This is a genomic window from Flavobacterium sp. AC105 (assembly GCF_979258495.1).
Map to the genome: position 1 here is coordinate 3164255 of NZ_OZ409860.1, position 18871 is coordinate 3183125.

Below are 18871 nucleotides of genomic sequence, written 5' to 3' on the forward strand. Positions count from 1 at the left end.
TTATTTTTCGCTAAAAGCAAAAATATTTTCTGATCTTGATTGTAAATTAAAAATAGCCTCTTTTAAACCAGTTCCAAGATTAGAGGTGATCGTATGCAAAACCTCTTTTAATTCATTAAAATTATTTGGCTTGACAAAATAACAAGTCGCACCAAGGTCCAAAGCAGTCTCGATATCCATTTTGTGTGAAGACGTTGAAATCATAATTACAGGTATATCACTATACTGATCTTCACTTTTTAATACTTTCAGGCATTCCCAGCCATCCATTACAGGCATATTGAGATCCAGAAAAATAAGTTGTGGTTTTTTATCCAGTTTATCAATTATTGCCAACGCATCTTTGCCATTCACTGCGCAATGGCAAATAATATTTTCATTTATATCTTCTAATGCCTCACAAAACATTTCTGTATCGTCTAAGTCATCATCGGCCATAACTATTACTTTTTTATCTGTATTAAATGTCATTTTCTTTTTGTTTTAAAGGTAGTGTTATAGTAAATGTTGCGCCTTGAGCCGGACTTCCGGCTGCGGTGATAGTTCCTTCATGGCGTTCTACAATTTTTTTACAAAGTGATAATCCCAAACCGGTGCCTTCGTAACTATCTTTAGAATTAAGGCGGGCAAAAGTTTCAAATATGCGCTCGGTTTGGTTAGGGTCAAAACCTATTCCGTTATCCTTTAGTATAATTATTGCCAAACTTTTATGGTTTTCAATTACTATTTCAGATGATATGGTTATTTGCGGCGGCACATCGGCTTTAGCAAATTTGATCGAATTATTGATGAGATTGTAAAAAAGCTGATAAAGCAAAACTGCAGCTCCTTCTACCGTTGGCAAATTATGATACTGAATTTTTCCGGCTGTTTTTTGCAAGGAAACTTCCAAATCAGTTTCGATATTTTTAATTACATCGTTCAGGTCAACTAATGTTGGTTTTTGCATATCCGCATTGATTTTAGAATACGCCAATACTCCATCAATCATATTAAACATACGATCTGTAGCAACGTGGATCCTATCAATAAACCTCGTCGCAGATTCATCCAAATTTCCATTAAGATGATCTTCCAGGCGACTGGTAAATGTTTTTATTTTTCGAACCGGTTCTTTTAAATCGTGAGAAGCAACATGGGCAAACTGCTGCAAATCTTCATTCGAACGCTGCAATTCTTTGGTACGATCAGCTACAAGACTTTCTAATTTTTCTGTAATAGTTCTTTGTTCATGGATATCTGTGCAGGTACCAAACCATTTGGTAATTGCGCCTTCTTTGTCTCTTATGGGAACGGCTTTACTCAAAAACCATCGGTATTCATTGGTATTTGCGTTCTTTAGCCTGAATTCGAACTGATAGGAAGTTCCTTTTTTGACACTGTTATACCAAAATTCGAATACACTAGCTACATCATCAGGATGAACTATAGGAATCCAGCTGGCGTCTCCAAATTCATTTTCTTCAAAACCAGTATATTCATACCAGCGTTTGTTATAATAATCAATATAACCGTCCGGCTTTGCTGTCCAGATAATCTGCGGTACAAGATCTGCAAGCTGACGAAATTTTTCTTCGCTTTCCTTAATAATCTGCTGTAATTCTTTTTGCGAAGTAATATCGCTCGCTGCGCCAAACCATTCCAGTATATTATCGTTATCGTCCAGGATAGGAATCGCTCTCGAAAACGTCCATCCCTGTAAACCATTCCCGTTTAAGACCCGGTGTTCGAGCTCAAATATACTTTTGTTTGTAATGGACTCCGCAATACGCGCGACAACTTTATCCCGGTCCTGAGGATGAATATACGTTGCCAGCCAATTAACGATTGGTTCTGAGGTATTCGTTAAGAAACCACGGCCTTCGAGATTACGCATTATGGTCCAGTCAGCATTCATGCGATACACAACATCCGAAGAAGCATTTACCAAAGCCCTGAAACGGTTCTCGCTTTCTTCGAGTTTTTTTCGGGCTATAACCTGCTCCGTAACATCAATCGCTACCTGGATCATACCAGTTATTTTTCCGTCTTCAATTAAAGGGCGGTACGAAAGATTATAATAATATTCTGTTATTACGCCTGTACGGTTGTGCGGAACCAATACTTCGCTTTGATGAAAAGGAATCCCTTTATTATAAACATTCTGAACCTGTTTCCATACATACTGTCCTTTAAGTTCAGGCAAAACATCAATTAATGGCTTACCGATGATTTCGTCTCCACGGCCAATCATTTCGAGCATATGTTTATTAATTTGTTCAATAACCAGATCATCTCCCATAAGCACTAATGTTGGTGCAGGGGTCTGATCGATCATTGATTTTAATCGAGCTTCACTTTCTTCTAATTTTCTTCTGGCCAGCAATTGTTCCGTAACATCTACAGCCATATGCAATACTGCTGCATTATCTTCTGCTTCCTTAATATAATCATACGAAAAATTGAAATAACGGCGTTCCAGTTTACCATTGATTATTAAATCAACAGGCTGGTCATCACCTCTAAAAGGAATACCTGTTTTTTGCACATCAATAACAGTTTGAAGCGCTTGCTGGCCAACAAGTTCCGGCAATGCATCAATCATTCGTTTGCCAAGAATCTCGCTGGCATTTTTTTTGTTCATAAACTCCAGCATGGGTTTATTGGCGCTTTCTATAATTACATCTTCTCCTCGTGACAGCAATAATGCTATCGGTGCCTGTTCGATCATATTTCGAAATCGGGATTCACTTTGCTGTAATTTTTCTTCAGCCTGTTTTATTTCAGTGATATCACGCGTTGTGCCGGCAACAACTTCTACTTCTCCCTGTTCGTTTAAAACCGGGGCAAGAATATAGTCATAAACCCTGCTGCCTAATTCGGCATGCGGGAAAGATACAGTTCCTCTAACTGTTTTTTTGGTAGCCACTACTTCGTCAATTTCCCTTTCGTGCATTGCTGCATGCCATTCTTCATATCCGTTTTCTCTTAAACCAAATCCAATAGCATCTTCTTCAGATTTGCCCCACATAGTCAGCAGCGCTTTATTGGCATAAGTAAATTTATAAGACAAGTCGAACACATAAACCAGATCGGGCGTATTGTTTGTAATGGAATCGTAAAGTCGTTTTTGTTTTTCGGCAGCAGCCAGGGCATCGTTAAGGATTATCTCTGCTTGTTTACTTTCGGTTATATCTTCTGTGGTTACCACTAATAAATCAGCTTGTTTTACGGCGGTAAACCGAAACCAGTATTTCATCTTTTCATCGGTATACCATCTTTCGAATTTAGCAGTAACGCCAGTTTCAGCTACTTCAATAAATCTTTCCAGAATATCGGTTTCTTTTACACCGGGGAAAACAGCACTATAACGTTTGCCTTTATAAGCTATATCACCAATCCAGTTGAGGGTATGTGTATTGAAAAGCAGTATCGAAAAATCTTCTATTTCGTTTTTGTCGTTTAGCACAGATTGCATTACGGCAATACCATTTGAGGCAGAATTAAAAATGGTTTGAAAAAGGTCTTTATTTTCTATTAACTCCATGTATTGTATAAAAAACTTATCGTTATTGGAAATGATTCAACAAAGCTCAACATTGATCTTTGTTCAGGAAGATTTAAGCTAAACTGGTATTCTTATACTAAGATATAAATTATTTATCAGGTCTAATAACTTTTTTAGCAATCGATAATAATAGTATAAATACCAATTTATTTTATTGAAAAATCCATAATAAATTTAAAAATAAAAAAGATGAAAAACTATTTTTCGGCATTTCAAAATCATTATTTTACATTTAATTGGTTATTATTCTTATAAAAATTAGGTTTTATATATTTGGTTTTTTGAAAAAAAATAACCTCTTCGGAACTGATTCCAAAGAGGTTATTTTATTAAGCAGATTTTCTTTATCAGAAGATATAATCTGTACTCAGAAAATTAGAATCATGATCTCTAACAATCGTATTGAATAATTTTTTATTGGCATCTGTAGATTTGGTTGCTACCAAAGATCGGATTGAAAACGAGCGCAAAGCATCTGAAATTGACAAAGTACCTTCTGCGCTGTCTTTTCTTCCTGTAAAAGGAAAAACGTCTGGTCCGCGCTGCGATTGGCAATTAATATTTACACGGCTTACCAGATTTACAAACGGATCGATTAAACTTGCCACTTCATTTGCGTCTTCGCTAAAAATACTCACCTGCATTCCGTGTGATGCATTAATTTGATATTCAATAGGTTCATCGATAGAATCGAATGGTACAATAGGAATTATAGGTCCAAATTGTTCTTCATGATACAGTTTCATTTTATCATTTACCGGATACACAACGGCAGGAAAAACGAATGAATTATTGGTATAACCGCCATTTTCATTGATTATTTTTGCTCCGTTTGCTAAGGCATCATCAAGGCAGGTTTTAAGATAAGCCGGTTTATCAAATTCAGGAAGAGGCGTAATTTTTACGTCTTTATCCCAAGGAAGTCCCGGTTTAAGTGCCGATACAGCTTCGCTGATTTTTTTTACAAATTCGTCTGCTATTTCTTTTTGTACAAAAATTAATTTAAGTGCCGTGCAGCGCTGTCCGTTAAAAGATAATGATCCCAAAAGACATTCACTTACAGCAACATCAAGATCTGCATGTTTGGTAACTATAGCGGCATTTTTTGCATCAAGACTTAATATAGAACGCAATCTGTTGGCTTTTGGATGCAGTTTTTTTAACCCGTTTGCTACTTTGCTTGATCCTATAAATGCCAGAACATTGACTTTTCCGCTTTCCATTAATGGAGAAATAATTTCTGCTCCTCTTCCGTAAAGCGTATTTACGGTTCCTGGAGGAAATGCTTCCTTAAAGGCATTTAACAGCGGATAATGAGCGAGAACACCATGTTTAGGAAGTTTAAACAAAATGGTATTTCCCATTATAAGCGCAGGAATCAAGGTGGTAAAAATTTCATTTAAGGGATAATTAAAAGGTCCCATACTTAGTACAACACCCAATGAAGATCTTCTGATTTGTGCCAGAATCCCTTCTGATTCCTCAAATCTTGACGATTGTCTGTCCAAATCTTTTAAGGCGTCGATTGTCGCGTTGATATATTCAACCGTTCTGTCAAATTCTTTTGTCGAATCCGGAAGGCTTTTTCCAATTTCCCACATTAATAATTTTATTACCAGATCGCGTTGCTGAATCATCAAATACACAAATTTCTGCATGCATTTTATTCTGCCTTCCACACTCATTGTTGGCCATTCTCCTTGCCCGTTATCATATGCGGCAACTGCGGCATCCAAAGATTCTAAAGCTTCTTTGACAGATATATTAGGTATTGTTCCTAGCAATTTGCGTTTTAATCCGTCTTTACCATTTACAAAAATTGGAGAAAGAACTTCAGAAACATTTCCGTTCCAGGGCACTAATTCTCCATTTAATAAATATTCCCTTTGATGAATTTCTGAGATTTTAAACGCATCAGGTATTGCACTTTCTTCCAAAAACAAATTATCAATAGATTTTAAATCCACTTTTATATTTTCCATACGTACATATTTTAGTTTTTAACTATTTAAATTTAAGCAAAAATTCGTTGCGATTCTCAATTGATTCTATAGAGATTTCTAATCCCGTTATAATAGGTAACATTGTAATATGGAATACACAAAATATACCTTTCGAACAAAACATTAGTAATCAACAAGTTGATGCATTTAAATTTTAATAACTTATTTATATTTCGCTATTTCACTGCTGTGAATTCATGAAATATAGAAAACTACACCGCTTTTTTTTTCTTAAATAATTAAATTAAAAATAAACCAAAATGGTAATTGTGAAATATCAAGATTCAATTCTATAAAAATAAAATTCTGATAATAAATTAAATTTGGATTGAAATTTTCAAGCAAACTTACTTTAAATCGTTATTCTTTACTTTTCATTTAAAAAAACATCTGTCGCATGGCAGGTGTTTTTTGCATTCAATTTAAAAATCATTATTATGGAAGATTTTTTGCATGACATTGCCCAACATATCGAAGGATATTATCAAAACCTTGTTGATATTACCCCAAAATTATTACTAGCAATTCTAATTGTTTTAATTTCCTGGTTTATAGCATCACGAATTCGCGGATTTGCTGATAAGAGATTAAAAGTCAAAATGCACGATCCTCTTTTGGCAACTTTTATTGCAAATCTTATCAAAGCGGTACTTATTGTAATAGGATTTCTGTTTATGTTCCGCGTAATCGGACTTACAGGCGTTGCGCAAAGCGTTCTTGCCGGTGCGGGAATTTCGGCATTTATTATTGGTTTTGCCTTAAAAGATATAGGCGAAAATTTTCTGGCAGGTATTTTACTGGCTTTCAAAAGACCATTTTCTGTTGGCGATATTATAGAAAGCAATGGCGTAAAAGGCAAAGTTGTAGCACTTAATCTTCGTGATACACAAATAAAAAGCGATAGTAAAAATATCTATATTCCAAATGCCTTGCTGATTAAAAATACACTGGTCAATTTTAACAGCGGAGGTTATCTTCTTCAGGATTTTACAATTGGTATTGAATATGGATCTGATTACAGAAAAGCGCTCGATCTGATAACTGAAGTTATGAAAGCCGACAGCGATATTGTCGATAAAGGATATTCTAATTCAGCAGTTGTATCAGGTATTACGGCTAATATAGTTCAGATTAATATCAGATATTGGGTAAAAACAGATTTGAAAGTTACGGACGGAAAACATCGATCTGAAATTGTAATTAAAGTCGCTGAAGTACTAAACGCAAACGGGTTTATTTTAAAGTAGTATTTTTCTTTTATTTTATGTAATTTTATAAAAGACAGCCGCTTCAAAAGAAGATTTAAGCAATACAACATTCCTTCAAGCCAAAAAATATGAACGCAAACATTGCCAGTCCCAATACTGAAACAATCAAAAAAGTATTGCCCATTATTTTGGCGACTTCTATTTTTATGCAAATGCTTGATTCTACGATTCTTAATACATCAATTACGGCTATTGCCAGAGATTTGCATGAATCGCCGTTAGAAATGCAAAATGCTATTATTAGTTATGTTTTAACGCTGGCGCTTTTTATGCCGGTAAGCGGTTTTTTATCGGATAAATTTGGCACAAGAAAAGTCTTTATTTTTGCTTTAATACTTTTTAGCATCGGATCTTTGTTTTGTGCACTTTCTCAAAATTTAACTCATTTAATTTTTGCACGTGTAGTTCAGGGTGTTGGAGGAAGTTTAATGACTCCGGTGGGAAAACTTGCCCTTATTCGGACATTTCCCAAAACAGAATTATTAAAAGCAATGAATTTTGCTATTATTCCCGCCTTGATTGGTCCTGTTTTAGGTCCGTTGGTTGGTGGTTATATGGTTGATTATTTATCGTGGCACTGGATTTTTCTTATCAACATTCCGTTTGGTATAATTGGTATTCTTTTAAGTTTGAAATACATGCCTGATTACAAGTCTCCAATAATCGATTTTGATTTAAAAGGCTTTCTTATTTTTGCAGCAGCTTCGCTCCTTTTGTCTGTTTCTTTAGAATTATTTGGAAATACAGTTCGTGTATCTCCGGTTTTACTCGTTTTAATGGCAGGATTTTTAATGCTCTATTGGTATTATCGCCATGCAATAACAGACAATAATCCGCTTTTTCCGCTCAATTTATTTCAGGTAAGAACCTTTCGCGTGGGCATTGTAGGCAATTTGGCAACACGTTTGGGTTTTAGCTCCATTCCTTTGTTATTGCCCATGATGATTCAGATTGCTTATGGTCAATCGGCCGTTACATCCGGGTGGATTGTGGCGCCAATGGCTCTTACTGCCATGTTTGGAAAATCGGCAGTAATTAAAATTCTAAATACTTTTGGTTACAGAAAAACCTTGATGGTTAACACTTTTATTATTGGTGCCTTAATTTGTGCCTTGGCGATTCCTTCAATTCACACCTCTATTTATTGGTACGTTCCTATTATTTCGGTTTTGGGTTTCTTTAATTCCATACAGTTTACCTCTATGAATTCTATTTCTATTGCCGATTTAAGAGTTTACCACACCAGCAGCGGAAACTCCTTGGTTTCTGTCAATCAGCAGCTGGCAATTGGTTTTGGTATTGCTTTCGGATTATTGGTGCTCAAAGTTTTTCAGGGTGATGTAAAACTCATTCACAACGAAATTCACAATGCTTTTCGTTATACCTTTTTGGTTGTAGGTTCTTTAACCATTTTATCCGGATTCGTTTTCAGAAGATTGCATTATAAAGACGGTGACAATTTAAAATCAGCTTAGTTAAATAAAAATCAAACTATTATTATAAATTTCATTAACGTGATTTCGTTTTCTTATAATTTCACTCTATAAAATACCTGGCAAAAAAAACAGCATCCGAAAGGAAACGAAATAAAATAATGCAACCTGTTTAAAGCAAAAAAGTGTTCAGAATCTGAACACTTTTTGTTTTTTGATTTATGGTTATTGTATTGTTGAGGGTAATTTTTTTTCCATTCTAAATTGTAATTCAAAAATTATAAAACCATACATCATTTGTATAGTGTTATCATATCACTTAGATTTTCTTTATTAATAAATGCTGTAATATATTCTTGTACTTCATTAGTCGTTTCAGCGGGTGTTTCAAACGAATTGATATGAAATTCATCATCCTGATCCAGAATGTGTATTATTTCTGTATATCCTTTGGAAATTAAACTTCCCTTTAACTTAATTATATTAAACTGTTGCTGACCATCTAATTCCTTGCGTACTTTTAGTTTTATAGCTTTTTCCATAGTAAAATAATTTAAATTAATAAGCCGTTAATTATTTCAAATATAAATATTAATTACTTCCGTTAATCGATGAAAATAAACTATAATACATTATTTATCAACACATTAATAACAATTCAAATTTTAACATTATTTAATCTGCCGAATGATTTCGTGTAAAGCCATATTATTTATTTAAATTCAGAAAATTTACTTTTACTTTTGAAAGTGCCGAAGAAGCTGCATTCAAAGAAAGCATTTTGATTTGGTTGGAAGTTTTTCTAATAGCTGTTATCTTAACAGAAATCGTTCAGTTTGCCTGAATTCGAAAGATTCAATTTGGAACAAAATAATCACAATGACAATATCCAAAGCAAATCTATTTTAGAAAAAAAATTATCCAATCAATTGATTCGTTACTTTAAGTAAAGCAATTTTTATTTAAATTAAATAACTAAATTACAAATAGTTATATTTATTTTATTAAAGTATTAAATTAATATGTTTTGAAATTACAATTATCATATTATCTCAATCCGGATGTCCTTTTTCTGGCGAAAGATTTGTTAGGAAAAGTACTTTATACGCAAATTAACGGAGAAATTACTGCCGGCATTATCGTAGAAACTGAAGCCTATTTTGGCGAAATGGACAAAGCTTCTCACGCTTACGGCGGACGAAGAACTAACAGAACCGAAATAATGTACAGTCAGGGCGGCGTTTCTTATGTTTATTTATGTTACGGAATTCATCATTTATTCAATATCGTGACTTCTGTTAATGGCGAGCCCCATGCTGTATTAATACGAGGAATCGAACCTTTGATTGGCAAGGAAATAATGGAACTCAGACGTAATATGCCTGCTATTAAAGGCGCAATTTCTGCTGGTCCGGGTTCTGCTGCAAAAGCTTTGGGAATTAATGGCTCTTTTAATGAAAAAGATTTGGGTGGAGAAGAAATCTGGATCGAAGATCATGGCATAAAATATACTGCTGATGAAATTGCAGAAACGCCAAGAGTTGGTGTTGCATATGCACAGGAAGATGCTTTTTTGCCTTGGCGATTTTTTGTAAAAGGCAATAAATATGTCAGTAAACCCAATAAGGTTTAAGCTTTAAAATATGATAAAGCATTACATTAAAAAAGCCTTGTTATCCATCAGAATAACAAGGCTTTAATTTTACACTATTGTTTTTATCTATAACTGTTTTATGACTTAAAAATCAATAATTTGATGGTATTTTAAAACGAATTACTGTTTTTGAAAATAAAGATAATTAGTAGAAGTACCTACATCACGTAATCTTATCTGTGAATTATTAAACTCGAATAATTTCCAGTTGTAATTCAATTTTCCCAGTAATTCAGAGCTGAAAGTTAGTTTCAAATTCCTGACATTATTTTGTATGGTACTCTCCCATTGACCCGTTTCTGAAGTTCCTCCTTTGGTTGCAACTACTGATTTATCACTTTTAAAGACAAATGAATATCCGGTATAAGAAGACGTTTTTTCTGAATCATCAAAATAATAGGGTATTGACCAGGAGCCTTTAGTTATTGTTGCCACAAAATCAAGCGTTACAATATTATTTTCCGGGCAATAATCAATCGCATATTTTATTGCATTTTCAAAATCCGAATTATTCGTAATCGATTTTGTCTGATTATTATAATCTATTATAGAAATTGGATATTGCAATGAAATATATTGACTGCTGCTCAGGTTTTTTATAAAATTAAAAAATGCCTGATCGCTTATTATCGATACCGCACTTGCAATTTGATTAGCGCTGTTATAAATATTAATTGTTATGGGATAATTAATATTTAGTCCGTTAATTTTGGATAAAAGATCAGGATGAAGATTCCAGTAATCGATTAAAGTATCAAAATCAGCTTCATTCGGAATGTTTTTTTCGATGTAATTATAGTAGACCATTGTTACCGGAAAATCTATTTTTACAACATCATCATCGTACGCATTTGCATTGACATTATCGATTACTTTTTGATAATCTGCGGTAGTATTAACGGCAATTTTTGTGTTGTTAACCGTAACGGTATAAGGAAGTTTTATGGTACAATAAGTAGACCTGTCGATTATATTATCCTGCACGGTTTCGACCATTGCAACCCTTTGCAAATAAGTGGTAAGAGGCGAAACACTTGTAACTGTCTGTTGCGGATTATAATCTTGCTCATCTATGTCACTCTGGCAAGACAATAAGAACAGAAAGGCTGTTATTGATACATATTTTTTTAAGGGTAACATACTTATATTTTTACAAAGGTAATAAAATTAAAGAAACTGTTTTATAAATTCAACTTCAGGGTTTTAGGGTTTCATTTTTATAAATCCCTAATTATCACGTCAAAATAACATTTCTAACTACTATAAAACAATCAGCTTTACTTTTACCCTACTTAAACTAAAAACAAATACTTTTGCTACGTACAAATTGAAAAATCCAGATGCCAAATAAAACCGAATCAAATACTTGTGACGAAATAATTTTTTCGTCTTTTTTTAAAAGTCACGTAAAAGCGCTTCGAAATTTTCTTTTTTACAAATTCGGCAATATCGATCAGGCAGAAGATGTAGCACAGGAAGCATTTGTAAAACTTTGGCAAAATTGCGCTTCTGTACCTTTAGAAAAAGCCAAATCTTATGTTTATACGATTGCCAATAACAGCAGTCTCAACGAAATTGCACATCAAAAAGTGGTTTTGAGATATGAAAAAAACTTCACCGGTTTAGACAAAACAAATGAAAGTCCCGAATATCTTTTGGAAGAAAAACAATTTCAGGCTAAACTTTTGAAAGCCATTGAAAACTTAAACGAAAAACAACGCATCGCCTTTTTGATGCATCGAATTGACGGAAAAAAATACAGCGAAATTGCCCTTGAATTAAACATTAGCGTAAAGGCTGTAGAAAAACGCATTCATTTAGCTTTATTAAGCTTACGTAAAGAAATTGATTTATAAAAGTAGGGTAAATTTAGTTCCAACTGTTTTAATATATAATACCAGCACAATGAAAAAAAATCGATTATTAGCAAAATGGCTCAACAATGATTTGTCGGAAGACGAATTAGCTGAATTTAAAGCAAGTCCCGATTTCGAAAAATATCAAAAAATTAAAGACTATACAGAACATTTAGAAGTGGATGACTGGAATGAAAACGCTATGTTAGCAAACATTCTGAAGCAGAAAAAAGTGACTCCAAAAGTGGTTCCCTTATACAAAAAAGGGTTATTCAGGGCAGCTGCAATCTTTGTTCTGGTGCTTGGAATTACCTTTGCATTGAAAATGCTGGTACATCAAACCGAAACAGCAGATTTTGGAGAACGCACCACTTTTTCATTGCCTGATAATTCTGAAGTGGTGTTGAATTCAGGTTCTGAAATAAAATATAAAAAATGGAACTGGGACAATAACAGACGTCTCGAACTAAAAGGAGAAGCTTATTTCAGGGTCGCAAAAGGCAGACGATTTGAAGTACAGACCAATCTTGGGAAAGTAGCTGTTTTAGGAACCCAGTTTAATGTAAAAGCCCGAAAAAACAGGTTTGATGTTGTATGTTATGAAGGTCGTGTAAAAGTAAATTATGCCAATATCCAAATTTTATTAACGCACGGACAAGGTGTTAGTTTTGAAAATGGAAAGCAAACTAAAATAACAATAAATGCATCGAAACCAGAATGGACGGAAGATCAGATATGTTTTTATAAAGAAAACATCAGAACGCTGTTAGATGAAGTTGAAAGGCAATATAATATTAAGATCGAACTAAATACCAAAGATACAATCTCCTTATTTACAGGAAAATTACCCGCCAAAAACCTTGATATAGCCTTGCAGATTATTAGTACAACCTATCATTTAGAGTCTAAAAAAGTCTCAAAAAATAAAATAATTTTTGACGAAAAATAAATGTTGCTCCCCAAACAATTTCATTTTTTGTTTTTTATATTTTTCCTTGTCCTGAATGCTTTTTCTCAGGACAAAGGGAAAAGCATGCCTTTTAAAAAAATCATAATTGATATTGAACAACAGCATAAAGTTACTTTTAATTACACGGAAGATATAATTGCCGGTTTGCAGTTAAGTCCGCCAAAAAAATCACTTTCTTTAGATGAAAAGCTGCAATATCTGGCAAAAAACACCAATTTATCTTTTGAAAATATCGGGAACAAATTCATTAACATTTATAAAAAAGAGATTGAATCACAAATAATTTGCGGATACGTTTTTTCCGGTACGGATAAAAAACCCATTGAAAACGCCAATATTAGCTTAAACAATAAAATGCAGCTTACAACGGATTCTAACGGTTATTTTGAGTTTAAAGAACAGGATGCAACTGCATTTTTGATTAGTCATGTTGGCTTTTTAACCAAAAGAATTATTGCAGATTATCCCGACTCGAAAAATTGTCTCAAAATACTATTAGAGCCTGAAATTACAGAACTGGCAGAAATTAAGGCCAACGCTATTTTGGCTTCGGGAATTTCAAAAAACAAAGACGGATCGTTTGAAATTAAACCCAAGAAATTTGGTATTCTTCCGGGACTTATCGAACCTGATGCTTTGCAGACGATGCAGCAGATTCCGGGTGTAAACAGCATCGACGAAAGCGTATCGAGTATCAATGTCCGCGGCGGCACGCACGATCAGAATTTATTTTTGTGGAATGGAATACGAATGTTTCAAACGGGACATTTTTTTGGTTTAATATCGGTTTTTAATCCCAATTTGGCGCATACGATTTCTATTTATAAAAACGGAAGTTCTGCTTTTTACGGCGAAAGTGTTTCTAGTGTTGTTGCGATTTCTTCTACTCCGGAAACAGCAGAAAAAAACACAGTCAGCGCAGGTATAAACATGATTAATGCTGATATATACGCAAAGTACAATCTTTCGAAAAAGAGTTATATCGAAGTTTCAGGACGCAAATCGATTACTGATTTTGTAGAAACGCCTACTTATAAAGAGTATTTCAATAAGGTATTCCAAAATACTACAATCACTGATTTTTCAGATAAACAAAATGTGGATTATCGAAGTGACAAAAAATTTGATTTTTATGATGCTACGCTAAAATATGTCCAAAAAATTGGAAATAAAGATCAATTGGTGCTTGATTTAATTACCATTAAAGATAATCTGGAGGTTTTTCAGAGTGCGAATGTTTATGATATAAACCGATCTGAAAACAATGTTTTACGCCAACAAAATTATGGCGGAAATTTGTCGTGGAAAAGAAACTGGAATAATTTCAATACAACTAAAATCAATGTTTACAACTCTTCGTATGAACTTTTGGCGAATCAAAGAACTACAATTGGCGATCAAATCGTTATTCAGGAAAATACGGTTACCAATAATGGAATGAATTTAGAGAACAATCATACGATTAATTCTAAATTTAGTTTTAACGATGGATATCAATACAACGAAATGGGGATTACAAATTTAGAGCAGGTTACAAATCCTGATTTCTACCGTAAAGTAAAAGATGTCCTGAGAACTCACGCTTTAATTTTGGAAGGAAAATACAACGATACGCTTTCTAATATCTATTTTAAGGCCGGAACTCGAATTAATTATATTGAAAAATTCAAAAAATACATTGTAGAACCCCGAATGCAATTTGGTTATGGCATCAACAAAAATCTAAATTTAGAATTGCTGGGCGAGTTAAAAAGTCAAAATTCGCAACAAATCATTGATTTGCAAAAAGATTATTTTGGTATTGAAAAAAGGCGCTGGATTATTTCTAATAACACTACAGTTCCTATTCAGAGAAGCAAACAGCTATCTTTAAATTTATTTTATAAAAAGAATGACTGGCTGCTGGATATCGAAAATTTCTACAAAAAAGTAAACGGAATTACAACTTCAAGTCAGGGTTTTCAGAACCAGTTAGAATTTGTTAAAATAAATGGCGATTATGAAGTCTGGGGAACAGAAATGCTGGTTCAGAAAAAAATGAATCACTTTCTGACCTGGTTAAGTTATACCTATAATCATAACAATTATCATTTTGCTAATTATGAATACCCAAGTTTTCCTAACAATTTTGAATTAATGCATACGGTTTCGTGGGCAGGAATTTATGAGAAAAACAATTTTAAAATTGCTTTGGGAACAAAATGGTCTTCGGGCAGACCAAAAACTTCTCCTCTGGTTTCTCAAATTGATCCTTCAGATCCTGTTTTGATTTACAACAAACCAAACAATACCAATCTGCATATTTTTTCGCAGGTTAATATTTCTTCTACTTATAAGTGGGAAACTTCAAACGGAATTCAATACAAATTAGGAATCTCAATCTTGAATATCCTAAACAGAAAAAACGAAATCAGCGAATATTACAGAATAAGTTCTCTAACTAATTCTATAGAAGAAGTTGAAACATTTGCACTGCAACGAACTCCTAATGTGAGTTTTAGGGTTTCATTATAGCCCTATTCCTACAAGGTTTTAAAAAAATCTGTCTCTTTTTTTTATTTTTTTTATAAAAACATCAATTCTTTGGTAGGGTAATCTACGTCAAGGCTGTTTTACTATTGAACACTATCAAAAGATAAAACATGACTTTTCTAAAAAAACTAATATGCAATTGCTACGACAGTTCGTAAAATAAATTATTTGAATATTGACCGAATTGCTTATTAAAAGCTAACGTGATTTCCTGATCAGGATCATTCAATAAAAACACTTTACAAATCCTGTAAAGTATATTTTTTCCCTTTTTCGATAAACTTAATTATAAAACCATGAAATTAAAACAAATTAAATTCGCTTTAGTTGCTTTTGCGGCAACAACATTTTTCTTAAGCTGCAGCAGTGACAATAATGATCCGGTTACTCCTCCTGATAATGGCGGTGGTACCAATAATCCTCCGGTAGCCAAAACGGAAGTTAATCTTGCTACAAGTGCAACATTGGGTACTTATCTAACAGATAAAAACGGAAGATCTTTGTATTTTTTCGGAACAGATGCAAACGGGCAAGTTTCGTGTACAGGTGGATGTGAAGCTTTATGGCCGGCATTTGTGGTCGATAACTTAACGGCAGATAAATTAGGTACAGGATTAACATTATCCGATTTTGCTACGGTTACGACCGCATCAGGCAAAAAGCAAGTAACGTATAAAGGATGGCCTTTGTATTATTATGCACCGGTTTCCGGAGAAGATTCATACGGTAACGGAGGTACAAATACATTAGAAGCTGCCGGAAAAACAACCGGAGACGGCGTTGGCGGTATTTGGTTTGTTGCAAAACCGGATTATTCGGTTATGGTTGTAAGAAGCCAGCTTTTAGGGCATGACGGTAAAAACTACAAATCTGATTATACTGTTGGAGATGGTCAAACTACCTATTTTACAGATGCTAAAGGTTTAACATTGTATACTTTCAAGAACGATAATTTCAAGAAAAACAACTTTACAAAAGCAGATTTTTCTAACAATGCGGTTTGGCCAATATATGAAACAGATAAAATTGTTGTGCCTTCTGTTCTTGATAAATCTAAGTTTAGTGTTATTACTGTATTTGGTAAATCGCAACTGGTTTATAACGGCTGGCCGTTGTATTATTTTGGACAAGATGCCAGCGTAAGAGGCGCAAATAAAGGAATTAGTTTTCCTAGTCCGGGCGTTTGGCCGGTACCGGTAAAAGATTCACCGCTTGCGATATAATTAATTAAACACATAGAAACATAGATTTTTCTGTAAAAAAGAATACAAAAAAGAAACACATTTCTTCTACATAGCTCACTTTGTGAATTTAATAATGAAATGCCTTTTGTCAGTACAGATCCTATGTTTCTATGTGTTAAAATTAATCAACCAATGGGTTAAATTCAAAATAGAAGATTCTACTATACTACGGTAAAATTTAAAATCAGAAATCCTCATGACTAAAACAACAATCAAAGTGCTGGTATTTATACTGGTAATCAGTTTTGGCCCTTACTATATCTATCAAAATGTTTTATATAAAGATGCCAGAGACATCAATAGTGAAAAATCAATACTAACAATTACTGCCGAAAATTTAGAATCCGAATATAATCTCAATCCTTCGCAGGCCGACTCTAAATATTTAAACAAGACAATCGAAATTGAAGGAAAAGTTTCTGAAGTTACTGATTCTTCGATGGTAATTGATCGTAAAGTATTTTGCAAAATGAATAAAAAGGTACAGAAAACTTTAATGAACAAACAGATTAATATAAAAGGAAGGTGCATTGGTTTTGATGATTTATTCTCGGTAGTAAAATTTGATCAATGCAGTATTCAACAACAATAAATATGAAAAAAATATTCTTAATAGCCAGTTTTTTAATCTGTTTATATAGTAATGCCCAGGAAGATTTACTCTCGAGCCTGGATTCAACACAAGTTGTTGATAAAACGGTAACAGCTACCTTTAAAGGTTTACAAATCGTAACGCTGCAATCGACAAAATTGCCTGCCAAAAAAGAATTTTACATGGTTATATCACATCGATTTGGCTCTGTAAAAGGCGGAATTTCGGAGTTTTTTGGTTTTGATGATGCGACTACAAAAATTGGAGGAGTTTATGGTATAACAGATTGGCTTTCGGTAAGTGCATCGCATCATACTTTGCTGAAAATAAACGAAGCGTCGGCAAAATTCAGACTTATAAGACAAAGTGAAAACTTTCCTGTTGATATTGTCGGATATAGCACGATAGATTTTAACAGCGGATTAAAAAAAGATGATTATCCTAAAATTGAGTTTTCTGACCGATTGACGTATATCAATCAAATTCTGATTTCCAGAAAATTTTCGGATAAATTATCTTTAGAATTAGCGCCTTCCTACATTCATAAAAATCTCTATAATCCTGATATTGAAAATGATAATCAGGTTACTTTAAGTGCCGGCGGCCGATTAAAACTAACCAAAAGACTTTCTCTGAATTTAGAATACGGTGCTAATTTTAATAAACCTGACTTTTATAATAACCCACTTTCCGTTGGACTTGACATAGAAACCGGCGGTCATATTTTTCAATTGCTTTTTACAAATTCTCAATCCATGACCGAAAGTGGTTATTTAACAAGTGCTGCGGGCGATTGGGGAAAAGGCGATTTTTTCTTTGGGTTTAATTTATATAGAGTTTTTTAAAAGTATAAAATATGAAAAAATATATCTTCTTATCTGGTATTATACTGTCGTTATATAGCTGCGAATCTAACACTTACGAAAGTCTGGAAGAACCAACGGTTATTGTTGGCAAAGTTACTTATAATGCAAATGTGAAATCTATTATTGATGAAAATTGTATTGGTTGTCATGCCTCGGGCGGATCACTTATACCTTTAGAAACGTATGCCGACGTTAGAGATGCGTTATTAAATAAAAAATTATTAGATCGAATTCAGCTGCAAAACGGAACTGCAGGACAAATGCCAAAAGCAGGAAGAATGCCGCAGGATAAAATAAATACAATTCTGCAATGGAATACGGATGGATTATTAGAAAAATAAAACAATAGTAAAATGAAAAAAATAATTGTACTGCTATTTTTGTTTGTTGGAATAGTGCATGTTTCGGCTCAAAAGTATATCACAAAAACCGGAAGCTTAAAATTTGAAGCTTCTGTTGATTCTTTTGAAGAAGTTGCGGCAGAAAACAAAAATACATCGGCCATTTTAGATGCTTCAACGGGAGAAATTGCCGTTTTAACTTTAATGAAAGGTTTCCGATTTAAGGTTGCCTTAATGGAAGAACATTTTAATGAAAATTATGTAGAATCGGATAAATTTCCGAAAGCAACATTTAAAGGAAAAATAGAAGATTTTGATGCTTCTAAACTTTCGGCTACAGCCAAAATATTTAAGATTTCAGGAGATTTAACCTTACACGGAAAAACAAAAAAAGTAACTGCAAACGCTAAAATCCTAAAGTCCGGTGATAAAATTACCGTAACAGGAAATTTTGATGTAAAAGCAACAGATTTTGATATCGAAATCCCAAAATTGGTTAGTAAGAAGGTTTCTGATAAAATTAATGTTAGTTTTAATTTATTGTTGGGGAAGTAAAAGAAATAAT

Annotated in this window: 16 protein-coding genes; 11 read left to right on the forward strand and 5 right to left on the reverse strand. The window is 33.5% G+C overall.

The window, feature by feature from the left end; genetic code table 11:
- The 3 genes from ACZ0AH_RS12995 to ACZ0AH_RS13005 all read right to left on the reverse strand — a co-directional run bounded on the left by ACZ0AH_RS12995 (window position 1) and on the right by ACZ0AH_RS13005 (window position 5529).
- Complete coding sequence (locus tag ACZ0AH_RS12995; RefSeq protein ID WP_463476220.1) at window positions 1-471, reverse strand: response regulator; 471 nt, start codon at window positions 469-471, stop codon at window positions 1-3.
- Complete coding sequence (locus ACZ0AH_RS13000) at window positions 461-3526, reverse strand: PAS domain-containing protein (RefSeq protein ID WP_463476221.1); 3066 nt, start codon at window positions 3524-3526, stop codon at window positions 461-463. Before ACZ0AH_RS13000 ends, ACZ0AH_RS12995 begins: the two co-directional genes overlap by 11 nt.
- A 368-nt stretch (window positions 3527-3894) precedes the next feature.
- Window positions 3895-5529, reverse strand: a complete 1635-nt coding sequence (locus ACZ0AH_RS13005; RefSeq protein ID WP_463476222.1) for an NADP-dependent glyceraldehyde-3-phosphate dehydrogenase — start codon at window positions 5527-5529, stop codon at window positions 3895-3897.
- 458 nt (window positions 5530-5987) lie between these two features.
- Here ACZ0AH_RS13005 and ACZ0AH_RS13010 point away from each other — a divergent pair, with 458 nt between their 5' ends.
- Entirely contained in the window at window positions 5988-6797 is an 810-nt protein-coding gene (locus tag ACZ0AH_RS13010; protein ID WP_463476223.1) for a mechanosensitive ion channel family protein, read from the forward strand.
- Window positions 6798-6886: 89 nt separating this feature from the next.
- Window positions 6887-8293, forward strand: coding sequence for an MFS transporter (locus tag ACZ0AH_RS13015; protein WP_463476224.1), 1407 nt, complete (start codon window positions 6887-6889; stop codon window positions 8291-8293).
- Window positions 8294-8544: 251 nt separating this feature from the next.
- On the opposite strand, the gene ACZ0AH_RS13020 is transcribed toward ACZ0AH_RS13015, so the two are convergent.
- Window positions 8545-8793 carry a hypothetical protein gene (locus ACZ0AH_RS13020; RefSeq protein ID WP_463476225.1) on the reverse strand — a complete coding sequence of 83 codons (249 nt, stop codon included), beginning with the start codon at window positions 8791-8793 and terminating at the stop codon, window positions 8545-8547.
- Between the two features lie 485 nt (window positions 8794-9278).
- Here ACZ0AH_RS13020 and ACZ0AH_RS13025 point away from each other — a divergent pair, with 485 nt between their 5' ends.
- Window positions 9279-9884, forward strand: a complete 606-nt coding sequence (locus tag ACZ0AH_RS13025) for a DNA-3-methyladenine glycosylase (protein ID WP_463476226.1) — start codon at window positions 9279-9281, stop codon at window positions 9882-9884.
- A gap of 141 nt (window positions 9885-10025) precedes the next feature.
- Here ACZ0AH_RS13025 and ACZ0AH_RS13030 read toward each other — a convergent pair whose 3' ends face one another.
- A complete protein-coding gene (locus tag ACZ0AH_RS13030; RefSeq protein WP_463476227.1) occupies window positions 10026-11045 on the reverse strand; it encodes a hypothetical protein in 1020 nt (339 codons plus the stop codon).
- A gap of 200 nt (window positions 11046-11245) precedes the next feature.
- On the opposite strand from ACZ0AH_RS13030, the gene ACZ0AH_RS13035 reads away from it, so the two are divergent.
- The 8 genes from ACZ0AH_RS13035 to ACZ0AH_RS13070 all read left to right on the forward strand — a co-directional run bounded on the left by ACZ0AH_RS13035 (window position 11246) and on the right by ACZ0AH_RS13070 (window position 18861).
- The gene (locus ACZ0AH_RS13035; RefSeq protein ID WP_463476228.1) at window positions 11246-11761 is read left to right on the forward strand and encodes an RNA polymerase sigma factor; all 516 of its coding nucleotides are present in this window, start codon (window positions 11246-11248) and stop codon (window positions 11759-11761) included.
- Window positions 11762-11810: 49 nt separating this feature from the next.
- Window positions 11811-12710, forward strand: a complete 900-nt coding sequence (locus tag ACZ0AH_RS13040; protein ID WP_463476229.1) for a FecR family protein — start codon at window positions 11811-11813, stop codon at window positions 12708-12710.
- Window positions 12711-12737: 27 nt separating this feature from the next.
- Window positions 12738-15245, forward strand: a complete 2508-nt coding sequence (locus tag ACZ0AH_RS13045) for a TonB-dependent receptor (protein WP_463476230.1) — start codon at window positions 12738-12740, stop codon at window positions 15243-15245.
- 314 nt (window positions 15246-15559) lie between these two features.
- The gene (locus ACZ0AH_RS13050) at window positions 15560-16486 is read left to right on the forward strand and encodes a COG4315 family predicted lipoprotein (protein ID WP_463476231.1); all 927 of its coding nucleotides are present in this window, start codon (window positions 15560-15562) and stop codon (window positions 16484-16486) included.
- A 217-nt stretch (window positions 16487-16703) separates the two neighbouring features.
- On the forward strand, window positions 16704-17099 hold the full coding sequence (locus ACZ0AH_RS13055) for an OB-fold protein (protein ID WP_463476232.1): 396 nt from the start codon (window positions 16704-16706) through the stop codon (window positions 17097-17099).
- Between the two features lie 2 nt (window positions 17100-17101).
- Window positions 17102-17944, forward strand: a complete 843-nt coding sequence (locus ACZ0AH_RS13060) for a DUF5777 family beta-barrel protein (RefSeq protein ID WP_463476233.1) — start codon at window positions 17102-17104, stop codon at window positions 17942-17944.
- A gap of 11 nt (window positions 17945-17955) precedes the next feature.
- Window positions 17956-18306, forward strand: coding sequence for a cytochrome c (locus tag ACZ0AH_RS13065; protein ID WP_463476234.1), 351 nt, complete (start codon window positions 17956-17958; stop codon window positions 18304-18306).
- Window positions 18307-18318: 12 nt separating this feature from the next.
- The gene (locus ACZ0AH_RS13070; protein WP_463476235.1) at window positions 18319-18861 is read left to right on the forward strand and encodes a YceI family protein; all 543 of its coding nucleotides are present in this window, start codon (window positions 18319-18321) and stop codon (window positions 18859-18861) included.
- Window positions 18862-18871: the final 10 nt, after the last annotated feature.